A 15,350-nucleotide genomic window follows, 5' to 3' on the forward strand; every position below is an offset into this window, starting at 1 on the left:
GGCCGGCGCACCGCCGCGGCGGCCGACGGGCGGCGGACGCCGCCGGACGGGTGGTTCGCGTCCGCCGCGCGAGTGCCCGGCGCGCGCCCTGGGACGCGTCGGCGACGAGGACGCCGCCCGCGCGCTGCTGGACCGCGTGGACCGGCCCCGCCGCGGCATCGCGGCGGGCCTCGTCGGCGACGCGCTGCTGCGCGTCGGCCCGCCCGCCGCGCCGTCGCTGATGGAGCGGGCGCGCACCGCCGAGGCGGCCGAGCAGGCCTGCGCCGTGGAACCCTCCGGCCTGCTGCGGGACCGCAGGGCCGTCCCCGCACCGCTGGAGGTGCTCGGCGACGCCGACCCCGTGGTCCGCGCCGCGGCCGCCGCCGCACCGGGCGCGCCGCCGCCTCACCGGCGAGGACGGCCTCGCCGTCAGCGCGCTGACCCCGCCGGTGTCGATCGTGGCGGCCGCCCACGACGAGGAGCCCACCGTCGTCGAGAGCGTCCGCGCCATGCTGGCGCTGCGCCACCCGCGGCACGAGGTCGTGGTGGTCGACGACGGCTCGCGGGACGGCACGTTCCGGCGCCTCGCCGAGGTCTTCGACCTGCGGCCCGTGGAGCGGGTGCAGCCCGGTGGGATCAGGACAGGGAAGCCGGCCACGGCGGTGCACGCGAGCGCGGACTCCGTGCCGCTCGTCGTCGTGCGCAAGGAGAACTCCGGCCGGGCCGCCTTCCTCAACGTCGGCATCGACCTGGCCTCCATCCGCTGATCTGCGTGGTGGACGCCGTTTCCCTCCTCGACGAGGACGCCCTGCCGGCCATCGTCCGGCCGACGGTGGCCGACCCCCTGAAGGTCGTCGCGGTCGCCGCCGCCCTCCTGGAGACCCCCGGATACCGGCAGCTCAGCGCGGTGTGGCGGCTCCAGGGCTGGTGGGCGTCGCTGCGCGGGGGCGCCCCGTGCGGGGCGAGATGACCCGCAGCGGGTTCACCGCGGCCGCCGCGACGACGCCCCCGCCGGCGTCCGGCTCCCACGCGGCCGTCCCCGAGGCCGCCCCGCCGCCGAAGGCCCCCGGGCCGCTCGGACCGGCCGGGGCGGCACCGGAGCGACGGCAGGAGTGACACGGGCGCCGGCCCGGCGCGCCCCGACGGGCCGGCACACCGTTCCCGGGCGACGCGGGACGCCGCCGGCAGCGGCCGGCCGGCGCCGCGCGAGGCCACGCCGGCGCGGGGACACGGCGGCCGGTCCGCGCATCGCCGCCGGGGCGGCCGCCGCCGATCAGCCACCGCGCGCACCGTCCGGCGCGGCGGGGGAGCGGGAGGCGGGGGACGGGGGAGGAGCCGTCCCGCGACCCCACCGTGTGACACCGTCACCGCACGGCGGTGCGCTCCGTCCGCTGGACGATCCTGGTGAGCTCGACGCGGGAGCGGATGCCGAGCGCGGTGTAGACGTTGCGCAGGTGGTAGTCGACGGTGCGGGTGCTGACGGACAGGCGCAGGGCGACCTCGCGGTTGGTGGCCCCCTCGGCCACGTACTCCGCGATCCGCCGCTGCTGCGGCGTCAGCCGCTCCAGCGCGTCGTCCGGCCGCCTCGGCCCACCGCTCTGCGGACCCGCGGGAGCGGCACCGTTGGCCCGCAGCTCGGCGTGCGCCTGCTCCGCCCAGATCCGGGCACCGCACTGCTCGAACGCGGCCAGCGCCTCCCGCAGCTGCGCACCGGCCCGCCCCGGCTTGCGGTGCCGGCGCAGCCACTTGCCGTACAGCAGCTGGGTACGGGCCTGCTCGAAGTCCCCGCCGGCCTCCGCGTGCAGGACCAGCGCCCGCTCGTACAGCTCCTCGGCCTGCTCGGGCGGGGCCAGCAGGGCCCGGCAGCGGGCGAGCTGCGCCGGGGCCTGCGCGTCGGCGCCGAAGGCGGCCCACAGGGCGAACTCCCCGACGACCGCGCGGGCGTCGTCGGGCTGCCCGGCGAGGACCGCTGCCTCCACGTAGCAGGGCATCGCCAGCATCCGTACGGCGAAGTGCCCGCGCCGCGGGCCGGGGCGCAGCGGGCGGCCGAGCCGGGCGGCGGCCTCGGCGGGCCGTCCGCGCGCCAGGTCGGCACGGCCCGCCGCCCACTGGGCGAGCAGGGCGGCCTGGCCGAGGCCGTGGCTGCGGGCGGTCGCCAGGGCGGCGCCCGCGTGGTGGGCCACCACCGTGGTGTCGTCCACGATGGAGGCCGCGAGCGCCAGGACCGCGTGGTGGTGCGCGGCCACGTTGAGCTGCCCGTACCGGTGCGCGGTGCGCAGTCCCTCCTCCGCGTGGGCCCGCGCCCGCGCGTGCCGTCCGTCGCGCAGTTCGGCGTAGGCGAGCTGTTCCAGCGCCTTCGGTTCGAGCACGGCCGGGCCCCGCGCCCGGACCGCCGCCAGGGCGCGCGCGCCGATCCGGCAGGCGGCGGGGACGTCCCCGAGCAGCAGCGCCGCGGCGCCCGAGCGCAGCAGCCCCTCCGGCTCGTCCGCGGTCTCCGAGTGCCGCATCACCCGGCGCAGGTGCGGGGCCGCCGCCTCCAGGCGCGCCTCCAGCAGGGCGTGCATGCCGAGCCGGTAGTCCCGCAGGAGGACGTCCTCCCGCGACGCCGGTACGGGCGGGGCGACCGGCCGCGCGACGGCGGACACGGCGGCTCCCGCGGTGCCGGGGACCGCAGCGGCCGGCGGGGCGGCAGCCGCGGCCGGCGGGCGGCCCGGAGCGGTGGGGGCGGCGGGGGCGGTGCCGAGGTGATACGTGTCAATGGCCGGGTCCGCGCCGCCCTCGGCGCCGAGCGTGTGCAGGCAGGCCGCCAGGTCGCCCGCCGCCCAGGCCGCCTCCGCCGCCGCCAGCCCGGCGGCGGCCGCCAGGTTGGGGTCGTGGGCGGCCAGCAGGTTCCTGGCCAGGAGCAGGGACGCGCAGGCGTCGAGCACGGGCCCGTCGCGCGAGGTCATCAGCCCGTGCACGAACTCGGTCCGGCCGCGTACGGCGTCGGGCGCGGCGCCCGCGCGGGCCTCGGCGATCAGCCGGCGCGCCCGGTACGGCTCGCCCGCGTACAGGGCGTGCCGGGCCGCCTCCGTCAGGTGCGCGGCGCGGGCGCGGCGGTCGGTGGCCAGTTCGGCTGCGCGCGCGCAGGCGGCGGAGCGCTGCCGGTGCGTCGCCGGGACGAGCGGGTCGGCCGCCGCCGCGGCCAGCTCGTCCGCGACCCGGTCGGCGCGCCCGGCGAGCGACAGCGCCCGGTGCAGCAGCTCGGCGAGTCCGCCGCCGTCCTCCGCCAGGACGGCCGCCAGGGCGCGGTGCGCGGCCCGGCGCCGGTCGGGGTGCGCGGAGGCGTACAGCGCCTCGCGCAGCAGGGGGCCGGTGAACCTGAGCCGCGGGCCCGCCGTGACGAGCACGTCCGGCAGCCTCGCGGAACCGGCCGCGGCCGCCGGGCCGCCGAGGTGCCGGGCGGCCCGGAACACGAGGTCGGCGTCGACGCCGGCGTCCTCCTCCGCGGGGAGGTGCGCGGCGGCCGCGAGCAGGAGCAGGCCGGCGGCGGTGTCCGGTACGCGGGCCAGGGTCCGGTGGGTCACGGCCGTCAGCGTCCCGGCGTCGACGAGGGGGTGCGGCAGCGGGCGCCCGCCGGACAGCTCGGCGGCGGACAGCCGGCGCGCCAGGGCGTGCAGCAGGGCCGGGTTGCCCTCGGCCTCCCGCAGCAGTTCCGCGCGTACGGCCGGGTCGACGCGGCCGCCCGTCAGGTCGTCGAGGAGCGCGGCGCCCGCATGGTGGGACAGCGGAGCGAGGGCCAGGGCGGGCAGGGCGGCGAAGTCGGGGTCCGCGGCGCGGTGCGCGGGGAGCGCGACGAGCAGCCGTACCGGGTCGGCCGGGTGCAGGAGCCGTCCGGCCAGGCCGAGGGCGGCCCGCGAGGGCGCGTCCCACAGGTGCGCGTCGTCGACGCACACCAGCAGAGGGGCCTCAGCGGCCACCGACCGCAGCAGGGCGACCAGACGGTGCGGTGTCACACCGCCCGCCGCCCGCGGGCCGGGCCCGTCCTGTCCGGGCCCGTCCTGTCCGGGCCCGTCCGCCGCCGGTCCGGCGGGCGCGACCGCGGCGGACACCGCCGGCCGCAGCGCGGCCGCCGCACGGTGCAGGGCGCGTACACCGTCGTACGGGAGCCGGGCCTCCGTGAGCGCGGCGCGCAGGTGCAGGACGGGCCCGGCGGCGAAGGAGCGGGCGGCGTAATCCAGCAGGGCGCTGCGGCCGAGTCCGGGGTCCGAGGTCACCACCAGCGCCGCGCCGGCGGCCCCCGACCGGTCCGTCAGGGCCGCCAGAGCACGCAGTTCGGCGCTCCGGCCGTACAGCCGCGGAGCGTCGTGCGCCGTCGTCCGTCCGCTCATTCCTGTGATGTTACTTCTAAGTAAAACAAGGGGGAAGTCTTCCCCGCCGGCCCCTCCGCAGTGGCCGCGGCCCCGCTCACCTGCGCCGACGCGGTGATGCCGATGTGTCGGGCGCCGTGTTCGTGGACCGGCGTCCAGCCGGGGCGCCGCCGCGCTGTGCCGCCGCACAGCGCGGCGGCACGGAGGAAAGCGGAGAGGCGGCCGCGCGGGGAGCGCGGCCGCCTGTCGCACCGTGGTGGTGCCGGACCTCAGGAGGTGTGCGGGCAGTTGCCCCGGTACTCCTCGATGGTCAGGCTCGCCCGCGGCAGCGGGCAGAGGAACTGCTCGTAGCGGGTGTCGTTGTCCACGAACCGCTTCAGCCACGAGATGCTGTACTTCGCGATCGTCGTGTTCGACGTGTTCGGTGTGAAGTGGGTGGCGCCGTTCAGTTCGAGGTAGGCGCGGTCGGTCGAGCTCGGCAGGGTGGTGTAGAAGGGCTCCGAGTGGGAGGCCACGGGGGCGATGGTGTCGCCGTCGGCTCCGACGATCAGTGTGGGGGTGGTGATCTCGGGCCAGGTCTTGTCCAGGTTCCAGGGCGTCAGCGGGATCGCGGCCTGCAGCGACGGCCGGGACTTGGCGGCCTCCAGGCTGCCGCCGCCGCCCATGGAGTGCCCCATCACCGCGAGCCGGCCGCTGTCGATGCGGTTGCGCACCGAGCTGCGCTCGGTGAGGTAGTCCAGGGCCGCGAGCAGCTGGCGGCCGCGCGAGTCGGGCTGGTCGAGGGTGGTGTTCGTGTCGATGGTGAAGACGACGAAGCCCTGCGAGGCCAGCCGGGCGCCCAGCCAGGAGATCGAGGACTGGTAGGCGGTGTAGCCGGGGGAGATCGCGACGGCCCCGAAGGTGCCGTCGGCGGTGCTGGTCGGGTAGTAGATCGTCCCGCCGCCGAAGCCGGTGACGCCCAGCGAGGAGACGCTGGTCTCCGACACGGCGTACGGGCCGCGCAGGGCCTCGATGCTGGAGGTGGTCGGGGCCGGGCCGCGCTCGTAGGGGTTCGCCGCCGCCTGGGCGGAGGGGGCCGACAGGGTGCTCAGCCCCACGACCGCCGCGAGCGCCGCCAGCGTGGCGGTGAACGGGTTCGCCCGGCGTCCGCGGCCGCGGCGGGTGCGCCGGACTCCGCCGTGGGAGGCCGTGGGGACCGCGGGGACGGCCGCGGAGGCGGATCTGGTGTCCGAGTGCTGCACGAGGAAGTCGTCCTCTCTTGCGTGGGGGGCCGCCGGACTCGGACGCGCCCCGCGCGCGGCGCGGGGGAGGGTACGTCCGTGGCTCGGCCGGCGGCGCCGCCGGAGGACCGGCGGCGGTCCCACTGTCGAGGCGCTGCGACCACCGGGGCATCGGCAATATCACCGGTCTCGTCGCGCACACCGGGCGCCCGTCCCGGACACTGTGTGCGATATGCGGGCAGAACCGACTCGTGGGGGCCGGTGAAACACAGCACACCACTCGGACGGCACACCCCCTTCAGGCACACCTTTTCGAGGGGCGCGCAGATCGGGAGGCGCGGGGCGGTGAGGCGCGGACCGGGGAGACACGGAGCGGGGCCGCGAACCGTGTCACGCGGACCACGGCTCGCGCCCTGCCACCGCTCACGGCCCGCCGTCGGGCCACCGCTCACGGCCCGCCGTCGGGCGCTGGCCGCGCCCCTCGGCCCGGACGCAGGCCGGCGGTCGGCCGCGGGTCAGCGGCGCGGCGGGTTCCTGCGCGGCGTGATGACGGCGTTCGGCAGGGCGGGGGCGGGGAGGCGGTCCTCGTCGTTCCACCCCTCGACGGCGCCGAAGCGGTCGGAGGCGTTCTGCCACTCCTCCCGCGCCCGCACGATGTCGTCGTGGGAGCGGCCGATGAAGTTCCACCACATGACGATCTCCTCCTCGAACGGAGGGCCGCCGAGCAGCACCGTCCGGGCGGCGCCGGCCGACTCGTTCGCCAGCGTCAGCTCCGCGCGGCCGGGCGCGAGGTAGCCCAGCTCGGCCGGGCGCAGCGGGTGGCCGGCCAGCCGGACGTCGCCCTCGTCGACCAGCAGGCCGTGCTCGAAGGCGGGGTCCACGGCGAGCGTGACGGACGCGCCCGGGTCGAGGACGATCTCGGCGCCGAGCAGCGGTGTGAACGTCCGCACGGGGGAGACGGACCCGGCGAGCGACCCGAGGAAGACCCTGATGCCGGCCCCGCCGGACCGCACGGACTCGGGGACGTAGTGCTGGAAGTCCCGCTCCGTGTGCCGGTGCTCCTCGGGCAGCGCCACCCACAGCTGCACACCGTGCAGGACGGTGGTCCGCGCCGTGGAGACCTCGGAGTGGCTGATGCCGTGGCCGCCCGTCATGAGGTTCAGCTCGCCCGGCCGCACCGTCGCGTGGCTGCCGAGGCTGTCGCGGTGCTCGATCTCCCCGCCGAACAGCCAGCTCACCGTCTGCAGGCCGGTGTGCGGATGCGGCGCCACGTCCATGCCGCCCGTCTCGGAGACGTCGTCGGGGCCGTAGTGGTCGGCGAAGCACCAGGCGCCGATGAGGGTGCGGGCCCGCTGGGGCAGCGTGCGCCGCACGGTCATCGCGCGGGGGCCGCCCAGGGGCACGTCGCGCGGGGTGATGACCTCGACCGGCGCCCCCTCGGCGACGCCCTCCCGCGCCCCGCAGCGCACCGCGACGGGCTCCACCTCTACGTTGCTCACGACGCATCGCCTCCCATGACGGCACGAGCCAGGATACTTTGATCTTCAATATCGTGACGATCATAGGCAGACGAGCCCATCCCGCGTACGCGGAACGAGCACGGCCGGCGACGGCCGCGAGGAGACCCCAGTGAGCAGCGACGCAGCGGACGCCACGTCCCGGCGCATCTACGTCGACAAGCAGAGCCCGAAGGCGTACCGCGCGCTGGTGCGGACCTCCGAGGCGGTCAGGGAGACCGCCGCCGACGCGGGCCTCGACGGCGCGCTCGTGGAGCTGATCAACCTCCGCGTGTCCCAGATCAACGGCTGCGCCTACTGCCTGGACGTCCACACCAGGGCGGCGCTGCGCGGCGGCGAGACCCCGCAGCGCCTCGGGGTGCTCAGGGCCTGGCGGGACACGGAGCTGTTCACGCCGCGGGAGCGCGCGGCCCTCGCGCTGGCGGAGGCGGTCACCGACATCGCGGACGCCCGGGCACAGGAGGCGGCCTACGCGGAGGCCCGCCGGACGCTGACCGAGGACGAGCTGTCGGCGGTGGTCTGGGTGGCCCTGACCATCAACGCCTTCAACCGGGTCTCCATCATGAGCAAGCACCCCGTGCGACAGGCCCCCGGAAAGTGACCCCGGGGGGACAGGCCCCCGGGAAGCGACCCCGGGGGCCTGTCGCACGGGGCGGCCGGTCGCCGGGCGCGGGCCGCGCCCGGCGGGGAACCGTCAGCCGGCCGTCGGCTCGAAGCGGAGGCGGATCTGTTCCTCCAGCCGGCTCAGGCTCTTGACCAGGGCGTCCTGCACCAACTGCGGGCCCGGGTCGTGACGCTCGTCGAAGAAGGACAGGTGCACGATCACCTCGCTGGAGCCGCTCCCGATGCCGGAGACCTGGAGCCAGCCGGCGTAGGAGCCGTCCTCCCGGGTGCCCCACTCGATCCGCATCTGGTCGCGTTCGGTCCGCAGCAGGGCGGGGATGTCCTCGGCGGGCGCGTCCTCGTGCACGGTGACGGCGGGCAGGTCCTCCACGTTCACGTGCAGATGCAGGTCCCGCGGCATCCATGAGTCCATCTGCCCGACGTTGGCGGCCTGCTCGAAGACCTGCTCGGGCGGGGCCGCGATCGTGCGTGACTGTTCGTACTCGGCCATCGTGATGCCTTCCTCGGCTCTGGGTCGTGCGACGGGCCGGGTGCCCCTCCTGCCGGGTCCCAAGCGGTCCGGCACGTGTCCGGCTCCCGCGTACGGGCGGGGACGGCGCCCGCCTCCACCCTGCGGCCGATCGGTCCGCGGCACCACCGGAGAGGCCCTCGCAGGGGCTTGATAGTGTTCCGAAGCCAGTCGTTCCACATCCGTGGCCAGGGAATCCGGTGCGAATCCGGAACTGACGCGCAGCGGTGAGGGGGACGGGCGGAGCACTGAGGCCACTGGGAAGGGGCCCGGACCGGCCAAAGGGCCGGGCGGACCCGCCCTGGGAAGGCGCGCCGTCCGGTCGAGCCCGAGTCCGAAGACCTGCTGGCACCTCCGCGTCCGCGCGGAGGCCGTCCGTAGGCAAGGCTCCGCGTACGAGCCCCGACATCCGAGGCGTGCCCGTGCTCCGCTCCACCCCTGTTCCCCGTGTCTGCCGCGTCCGGCGCGCCGCCGCCCTGCTCCTCGCCCCCGCCCTGCTGCTCACCGCGTGCGGCGGCTCGGGGAGCGGCGACGACGCCGGGGGGAGGTCCTCCGGCGGCGGTTATCCGCGCACCGTCGACAACTGCGGCCACGAGGTCACCCTGAAGTCCGCGCCGCGGCACGCCGTCTCCCTCAACCAGGGCAGCACCGAGATCCTGCTCTCCCTCGGTCTGCAGGACCGCCTGGCGGGCACCGCCACCTGGACCGACCCGGTGATGAAGGGCCTGGAGAAGGCGAACGCCGCCGTGCCGCGGCTGGCCGACAACGCCCCCTCCTTCGAGAAGGTCCTCGACGCGGAACCCGACTTCGTCACGGCCTCGTTCGTCTCCGTGCTCGGCAAGGGCGGCGTGGCCACCCGCGAGCAGTTCGAGAAGCTGGGCGTGCCCGCGTACGTCTCCCCGACCGACTGCGCGGCGGGCAAGGACAACGACAGCGGCGGCGACGGCTCCCGCAGCGAGCCGCTCACCCTCGACACCGTGTACGGCGAGATACGCGATCTGGCCCACGCCTTCGACGTCGACGAGCGCGGGGAGAAGCTCGTCGCCGACCTGAAACAGCGTGTGACCGAGGCGACGAAGGGTCTTGACGCCTCCGGCGTCTCGCTCATGTACTGGTTCGCCAACTCCCAGTCGCCCTACCTCGCCGGCTGCTGCGGCGCGCCCGGCGCCATCACCCGCGCCGTGGGCGCGGAGAACGTCTTCTCCGGCACGCACCAGGAGTGGCCGCAGATCAACTGGGAGACGGTCGCCGACCGCGACCCCGACGTCATCGTCCTGGGCGACCTGACCCGCAAGTCGCAGACCGCGGAGAGCGCCGAGGCCAAGATCGACTTCCTGGAGGGCAACCCCGCCACCCGCAACCTCACCGCGGTGCGGAAGAAGCGGTACATCCTGCTCAGCGGACAGGCCATGAACCCCTCCATCCGCACGGTCGAAGGGATCGAGCAGGTCGCGGCCGGCCTGCGCGAGTTCGGGCTCGCCGAGTGAGGGCCCGTACCCTCCTCCTGGCCGGGGGCGGGCTGCTGGCGCTCGCGGTGTCGGTCGCCGTCGCCGTGACCATCGGGCCCGCCCACATCTCCACCGCCGACGTGTGGACGTCCGTCGCCGCCCACCTCGGCCCGGGCGACAGCACCCTGCCGCCGCTGCGCGACGGCATCGTGTGGAACCTGCGCATGCCCCGCACCCTCCTCGCCGCCGTGTGCGGCGCCGGGCTCGCGGTCTGCGGCGCGGTCATGCAGTCCCTGCTGCGCAACCCGCTGGCCGACCCGTTCGTCCTCGGCGTCTCCTCCGGCGCCTCCACCGGCGCGGTCGCCGTGGTCGTGCTCGGGGTGGGCGGCGGGGCCGTGTCCCTGTCGGCGGGCGCGTTCGTGGGCGCCCTGCTCTCCTTCGGGCTCGTCCTGCTGCTCAGCCATGTGCTCGGCGGCACCACGGACCGGGTCGTCCTGTCCGGCGTGGCCGCCATGCAGCTGTTCTCCGCGCTCACCTCGTTCACCGTCCTGACCTCGGCGGACGCCGAGACCACCAAGGGCGTGCTGTTCTGGCTGCTCGGGTCGCTGTCCGGCGCCGGGTGGGACGACGTGGCGCTGTGCGCGGCCGTCCTGGTCCTCGTCCTCGCGGTCTGCCTGGGGCACGCCGGCACCCTCGACGCCTTCGCCTTCGGCGAGGAGGCCGCGGCGTCGCTCGGCGTCCGGGTGGCCCGCACCCGCCTCGTGCTGCTGTGCGCCACGGCCCTGCTCACGGCCGCCCTGGTCAGCTGCGCCGGGGCGATCGGCTTCGTGGGCCTGGTCCTGCCCCACGCCGCCCGCGCGCTCACCGGCTCGGGCCACGCCCGCCTGCTGCCCGTGGCCGCCCTGAGCGGCGCCGTCTTCCTGGTGTGGGTGGACACACTGGCCCGCACCGTCATCGATCCGCAGGAGGTCCCCGTGGGCGTGGTCACGTCCCTCATCGGCGTACCGGCGTTCGTGGCGGTGCTGTACCGCACGCGGAGGCAGGGGTGAGGCGGCCCGGGACCGGAGCCCGGCCCGGGCCTGTGGCTCCGCCCGGGACTGGGGCTCCGCCCGAGCCGGCAGTCCCGCCCGAGCCGGCAGTCCCGCCCGGTCCCGGAACGGCCGCGGCCGGTGTCCTGCCCACCGGGCACGGGGCGGCCGACGGCGGGGAACCGGCGGAGGAGGGCCCCGCCGGGGCCACCGGACTGCGGGCCGAACGCGTCGGCCGCCGCACGGGCGGCCGCCTGATCGTCGACGGTGTGACCCTGGCCCCGCGCACGGGGGAGACGGTCGGTCTGCTCGGCCCCAACGGCTCGGGGAAGTCGACCCTGTTGCGCCTGCTCGCCGGGGTGCTGGCCCCGTCCGCCGGGGTCGTCACCCTCGACGGCCTCCCCCTGCCGCGGGTCGGGCGCCGCGCGACGGCCCGGCGCGTCGCGGCCGTCGAGCAGCACGCGCACACCCAGACCGAGCTGACGGTCCGCGACGTCGTGGCCCTGGGCCGCATCCCGCACCGGCGCCCCTGGTCGGCCGCGTCGGCCGCCGACGCGCGGGCGGTCGCCCTCGCGCTCGACCGCACCGGTCTCACCGACCGGGCCGGCCAGTCCTGGCACACCCTGTCCGGCGGCGAGCGCCAGCGCGCCCAGATCGCCCGCGCGCTCGCCCAGGAGCCCCGCGAGCTCCTGCTGGACGAACCCACCAACCACCTCGACATCCAGCACCAGCTCGACCTGCTCGACCTGGTGGCGGGCCTGCCCGTCACCACGGTGATCGCCCTGCACGACCTCAACCTCGCCGCGATGTACTGCGACCGCCTGCTGGTGCTGCGCGCGGGCCGGGCCGTAGCGGAGGGCACGCCCGCCGAGGTCCTGACCCCGGATCTCATCGAGCGGGTCTACGGCGTCCGCGCCGAGGTCACCCACGGGCCCGGCCACCCGGTGGTCCGCTTCCTGCGCCGCTGAGACGGGGCTCGTGACGGCCCCTCGGGAGCCGTTCCCCCGCAGCGCGTCAGGAGCCGCTCCCCGCGGTCCCGCGGCCGGGGCCGCGGAAGGCGGAGCGGTAGGCGCTGGGCGAGGTGCCGAGAACCGCGTGGAAGTGCTGGCGCAGGTTGGTCGCCGTGCCGAGGCCCGACCGGGCGGCCACCTGCTCCACCGGCAGGTCGGACTCCTCCAGCAGTTCCCGCGCCCGCTCGACGCGCTGCCGGGTCAGCCAGGTCATCGGCGTCGTCCCGACCTCGTCGCGGAAGCGCCGGTTGAAGGTCCTGACGCTCATGGCCTCCCGTTCCGCCAGCTGCCGGAGGGTGAGGGGCTCCTCCAGCCGCTCCAGGGCCCAGCCGCGGGCGGCCGCGGTGGAGGGCGACGAGGTGCCCGGCACCGGACGGCGGATGTACTGCACCTGGCCGCCCTCCCGGTGCGGGGGCACGACCGTGCGGCGGGCCACGTCGTTGGCGACCGCCGTCCCGAAGTCGCGCCGGATCATGTGCAGGCACAGGTCGATGCCGGACGCGCACCCCGCCGAGGTCAGCACGTCCCCGTTGTCGGTGTAGAGCACGTCGGCGTCCAGCCCGACGTGCGGGAAGAGGCGCGCGAACCGGTCGGCGTGACGCCAGTGCGTGGTCGCGGTCCGGCCGTCGAGCAGTCCCACCGAGGCCAGGAGGAAGGCTCCGGTGCAGATGGAGGCGGTGCGCGCACCCGGCCGTATGCGCTCCAGGACCCCGGCCAGCGGCGCCGGCAGCTCCGGCTCCGTCTGCTCGTAGTCCTCGTACGCGGACAGCACGATCACGGTGTCGGCCTCGGCGGGTGCTTCGGGACCGTGTGCCACGTTGACGGTGAAGTCGCCGTCCGTGCGCACCGTGCCGGCGCGCGGCGCGCAGGTGACGATCTCGTACAGCGGCTCCCCGTCGGGCGACGCCCCCTTTCTGGCCTGCCCGAACAGCTGGTGCACGATGCCGAGTTCGAGGGAGGGGAACCCGTCGCGGACGAGGACGGCGACACGGTGACGGCGGGAGTCGGTGAAGACGGCCATGGCCACATTCTTGCGCATGCCGTCCATCTGGACACTCGTCGCTCCGGTCCGGCGTACGCAGCCTGGAACCATGGCACAGCGAACGCACCGCACCGCACCGTCCATGTCGTCCGCACCGTCCACGTCGTCCGCCGGACGGTCCGCGCCCCGCCGCGGCCCCCACCGGGCCTGGGCCGTCGCCGCGGGCGCGGGCGCGGCCGTCGTGACCGCCGGCGTCTTCACCACCGTCCCCGGCCTCCTGGCCACCCCGCTGCACGACCAGTACGCCTGGGACCGCGGGCAGATCGCGCTCGCCGCCTCGGTCAACATGGTCCTCTTCGGTCTCACCGCGCCGTTCGCGGCGGCGCTGGCGGACCGCGTCGGGGTCCGTCGCGTCGCGACGGGCGCCCTGCTGCTCGTCGCCGCGGGCGCGCTGCTCACCACCGGGTTGTCGCAGCCCTGGCACCTGGTCCTGTACTGGGGCGTCCTGATCGGTGCGGGCGGCGGCTGCCTGACGATGAGCTTCGCCGCCCAGCTCACCGGCGTGTGGTTCGTCCGGCGGCGGGGCCTGGTCACCGGCGCCCTCGGCGCCGCCGCACACCTGGGCCAACTGCTCTTCCTGCCGCTGCTCGCGTGGGCCGTCGACCACTACCACTGGCGGGCCCCGGTGGTCACACTGGCGCTCGCGGCCCTGGTGGTCGCCGCCCTGGTGTGGCTGTCACTGCGCGACCACCCCGCCGACGCGGGCGTGTCCCCCTACGGGGCGCAGGGGTTCGTCCCCAAGCCGCCCCCGGCCGCCGGAGCGGTCCGCCGTACGCTGTCGGTCCTCCTCGCCGCGTCGCGCACCGGTACGTTCTGGCTGCTGGCGGGCCTGTTCGTCCTCTGCGGTGCCACCACCAACGGCATCATGTGGAGCAACTGGGTCCCCTCCGCCCACGACCACGGCATGCGGACCACCGCGGCGGCGTCCCTGCTCTCCCTCGTCGGCGTCTTCTCGTCCCTCGGGGCGGTGCTGTCCGGCTGGCTCACCGACCGGTTCGACCCGCGCCGCCTGCTGTGCCTGTACTTCGCCGTCCGCGCCCTGACGCTGTTCGCACTGCCGGCGGTCCTCTCGGCGCGGATCACACCGTCCCTGATCGCCTTCGTCGTGGTCTACGGCCTCGTCGACGTCGCCACGGTCCCTCCCGTGATCGCCCTCGGCCGGCGCGCCTACGGGGACGACGGGCCCATCGTCTTCGGCTGGGTCAACGCGGCCCACCAGCTGGGCGCCGGGGCCTCGTCGTTCCTGGGCGCCGCGGCACGCGACGTGTTCGGCACGTACGACGTCGTGTGGACCGCGCTGGGCGTCGCCTGCGTCGCCGCGGCGCTGTCGGCGCCGGCGGCACGGCCCGGGCGGCGGCACGGGGACAGGCGGGGCCGTCCCACCCGACCGGACCGGGCACGACATGTCGGGTCCGGCGGACCGGCGCCTTCCTAGGGTGGGAGCCGCAACGAGGAAGGGGACCAGGGTGCTGGACCGGCTGAACCGCGCCGTGGAGCACGTCGAGGCGCATCTCGACCAGCGGATCGACGCGGCAGAACTCGCGCGGATCGCCATGACGTCGGAGTACCACTTCCGCCGTCTGTTCTCCGCGCTCGCGGGCATCCCGCTGTCGGAGTACGTCCGGCGCAGACGCATGACCGTCGCGGGCGCCGAGGTGCTCGCCGGCGAGCGGACGCTGCTGGAGATCGCGGTGCGCCACGGCTACGGCTCGGCGGAGGCGTTCGCGCGCGCCTTCCGCGCCGTGCACGGTGTGGGTCCGGGCGAGGCCCGGCGGACCGGCGCGGTGCTCCGGGCCCAGCAGCGGATCTCCTTCCGCCTCGTCGTCGAAGGGAGCAGCACCATGCGGTACAGGGTCGTGGAGAAGGAGGCGTTCCGGGTGGCCGGGAGGAAGGCGCGGGTGCCGTTGGTGCACGTGGGGGCGAACCCCGCGATCGCCGAGTTCGTCCGGGGGATCGCCCCGGAGACGGTGCGGCGGATGGCCGCGCTGTCCGACCAGGAGCCGCGCGGCGTCGTCGCGGTGAGCGACGACCTCGATCCCAGCCGGGCCGAGGGCACCGAACTCGACTACTACCACGGTGTGGTGACCGGCGCCGAGGTGCCCGGGGACCTGGACGTCCTCGCCGTCCCGGCGGGCACCTGGGCGGTCTTCGAGAGTTCCGGGCCCTTTCCGCAGGCCCTCCAGTTCCTGTGGCGCGACGTGTTCACACAGTGGTTCCCGTCGAACCCGTACCAGAGCCGGCCGGGACCCGAGATCCTGCGCGTGGACGTCGTCGAGGGGGAGGGCGGCGAAGAGACCCGGGCGGACGCCGAGTTGTGGATCCCCGTGGAGCGGACCACGGCCTGAGGCCGCGGCCCGTCCGGTCCCTCACCGCCCGGGGCCACCGGCCGGCCCGGCACGGTGTACGGGCCGGCCGGCCCGATGCACTCCGGTGCGGGGCCGGGCGCGTGTCTCTGTGCGGTCCGGTGGTGTGCGTGCGGGCGGCTCCTCCCGTATGGCTGGAATCATTCCGCCATACACCTTCCATGCGTCTCTGGCCTGTTTGCGCCCTTGTCTCCCTGTGGGCGCGAAGGTGAGTTTGTCGTTCCCGGGGCGCGGGGCGGCCGGCCGGGACCCGGCCGGCGGG

13 protein-coding genes and 1 riboswitch are annotated in these 15,350 nt (G+C 76.0%); of the genes, 8 read left to right on the forward strand and 5 right to left on the reverse strand.

What is annotated here, in order from left to right:
- Positions 1–428 precede the first annotated feature (428 nt).
- The gene (locus IE271_RS24325; RefSeq protein ID WP_190192549.1) at positions 429–746 is read left to right on the forward strand and encodes a glycosyltransferase; all 318 of its coding nucleotides are present in this window, start codon (positions 429–431) and stop codon (positions 744–746) included.
- Positions 747–751: 5 nt separating this feature from the next.
- Positions 752–949 carry a hypothetical protein gene (locus IE271_RS24330; protein ID WP_190192550.1) on the forward strand — a complete coding sequence of 66 codons (198 nt, stop codon included), beginning with the start codon at positions 752–754 and terminating at the stop codon, positions 947–949.
- A 394-nt stretch (positions 950–1,343) separates the two neighbouring features.
- On the opposite strand, the gene IE271_RS24335 is transcribed toward IE271_RS24330, so the two are convergent.
- The 3 genes from IE271_RS24335 to IE271_RS24345 all read right to left on the reverse strand — a co-directional run bounded on the left by IE271_RS24335 (position 1,344) and on the right by IE271_RS24345 (position 7,047).
- The gene (locus tag IE271_RS24335) at positions 1,344–4,349 is read right to left on the reverse strand and encodes a LuxR family transcriptional regulator (RefSeq protein WP_190192551.1); all 3,006 of its coding nucleotides are present in this window, start codon (positions 4,347–4,349) and stop codon (positions 1,344–1,346) included.
- 248 nt (positions 4,350–4,597) lie between these two features.
- A complete protein-coding gene (gene bdeA, locus IE271_RS24340; RefSeq protein WP_190192552.1) occupies positions 4,598–5,569 on the reverse strand; it encodes a bis(hydroxyethyl) terephthalate hydrolase in 972 nt (323 codons plus the stop codon).
- A 494-nt stretch (positions 5,570–6,063) separates the two neighbouring features.
- Entirely contained in the window at positions 6,064–7,047 is a 984-nt protein-coding gene (locus IE271_RS24345; protein WP_190192553.1) for a pirin family protein, read from the reverse strand.
- A gap of 130 nt (positions 7,048–7,177) precedes the next feature.
- Between IE271_RS24345 and IE271_RS24350 the strand changes: the two genes are divergently transcribed.
- On the forward strand, positions 7,178–7,666 hold the full coding sequence (locus IE271_RS24350) for a carboxymuconolactone decarboxylase family protein (RefSeq protein WP_190192554.1): 489 nt from the start codon (positions 7,178–7,180) through the stop codon (positions 7,664–7,666).
- Between the two features lie 93 nt (positions 7,667–7,759).
- Here IE271_RS24350 and IE271_RS24355 read toward each other — a convergent pair whose 3' ends face one another.
- Positions 7,760–8,179, reverse strand: coding sequence for an SRPBCC family protein (locus IE271_RS24355; protein WP_190192555.1), 420 nt, complete (start codon positions 8,177–8,179; stop codon positions 7,760–7,762).
- A 169-nt stretch (positions 8,180–8,348) separates the two neighbouring features.
- Positions 8,349–8,561: riboswitch (cobalamin riboswitch) on the forward strand.
- Positions 8,562–8,613: 52 nt separating this feature from the next.
- On the opposite strand from IE271_RS24355, the gene IE271_RS24360 reads away from it, so the two are divergent.
- The 3 genes from IE271_RS24360 (at position 8,614) to IE271_RS24370 (ending at position 11,641) form a co-directional block, all read left to right on the forward strand.
- Positions 8,614–9,684 carry an ABC transporter substrate-binding protein gene (locus IE271_RS24360; protein WP_190192556.1) on the forward strand — a complete coding sequence of 357 codons (1,071 nt, stop codon included), beginning with the start codon at positions 8,614–8,616 and terminating at the stop codon, positions 9,682–9,684.
- Complete coding sequence (locus IE271_RS24365; protein WP_190192557.1) at positions 9,681–10,694, forward strand: FecCD family ABC transporter permease; 1,014 nt, start codon at positions 9,681–9,683, stop codon at positions 10,692–10,694. The genes IE271_RS24360 and IE271_RS24365 overlap by 4 nt, the downstream gene beginning before the upstream one ends.
- A gap of 194 nt (positions 10,695–10,888) precedes the next feature.
- Positions 10,889–11,641 (forward strand): ABC transporter ATP-binding protein, encoded by a 753-nt coding sequence (locus IE271_RS24370; protein ID WP_229919537.1) that lies wholly within the window; start codon positions 10,889–10,891, stop codon positions 11,639–11,641.
- Between the two features lie 46 nt (positions 11,642–11,687).
- On the opposite strand, the gene IE271_RS24375 is transcribed toward IE271_RS24370, so the two are convergent.
- Positions 11,688–12,731 (reverse strand): GlxA family transcriptional regulator, encoded by a 1,044-nt coding sequence (locus IE271_RS24375; protein ID WP_190192558.1) that lies wholly within the window; start codon positions 12,729–12,731, stop codon positions 11,688–11,690.
- Positions 12,732–12,774: 43 nt separating this feature from the next.
- On the opposite strand from IE271_RS24375, the gene IE271_RS24380 reads away from it, so the two are divergent.
- The gene (locus IE271_RS24380; RefSeq protein ID WP_229919533.1) at positions 12,775–14,160 is read left to right on the forward strand and encodes an MFS transporter; all 1,386 of its coding nucleotides are present in this window, start codon (positions 12,775–12,777) and stop codon (positions 14,158–14,160) included.
- A gap of 31 nt (positions 14,161–14,191) precedes the next feature.
- Entirely contained in the window at positions 14,192–15,070 is an 879-nt protein-coding gene (locus IE271_RS24385) for an AraC family transcriptional regulator (RefSeq protein ID WP_190192560.1), read from the forward strand.
- The last annotated feature ends 280 nt before the right edge of the window (positions 15,071–15,350 follow it).

This window comes from Streptomyces minutiscleroticus, from assembly GCF_014650875.1.
Taxonomy (GTDB): domain Bacteria; phylum Actinomycetota; class Actinomycetes; order Streptomycetales; family Streptomycetaceae; genus Streptomyces; species Streptomyces minutiscleroticus.

Coding starts and splice junctions, on each gene's coding strand:
- IE271_RS24380 (WP_229919533.1), top strand. CDS start 12,775: ATGGCACAGCGAACGCACCGCACCGCACCGTCCATGTCGTCCGCACCG.
- IE271_RS24335 (WP_190192551.1), bottom strand. CDS start 4,349: ATGAGCGGACGGACGACGGCGCACGACGCTCCGCGGCTGTACGGCCGG.
- IE271_RS24375 (WP_190192558.1), bottom strand. CDS start 12,731: ATGGACGGCATGCGCAAGAATGTGGCCATGGCCGTCTTCACCGACTCC.
- IE271_RS24355 (WP_190192555.1), bottom strand. CDS start 8,179: ATGGCCGAGTACGAACAGTCACGCACGATCGCGGCCCCGCCCGAGCAG.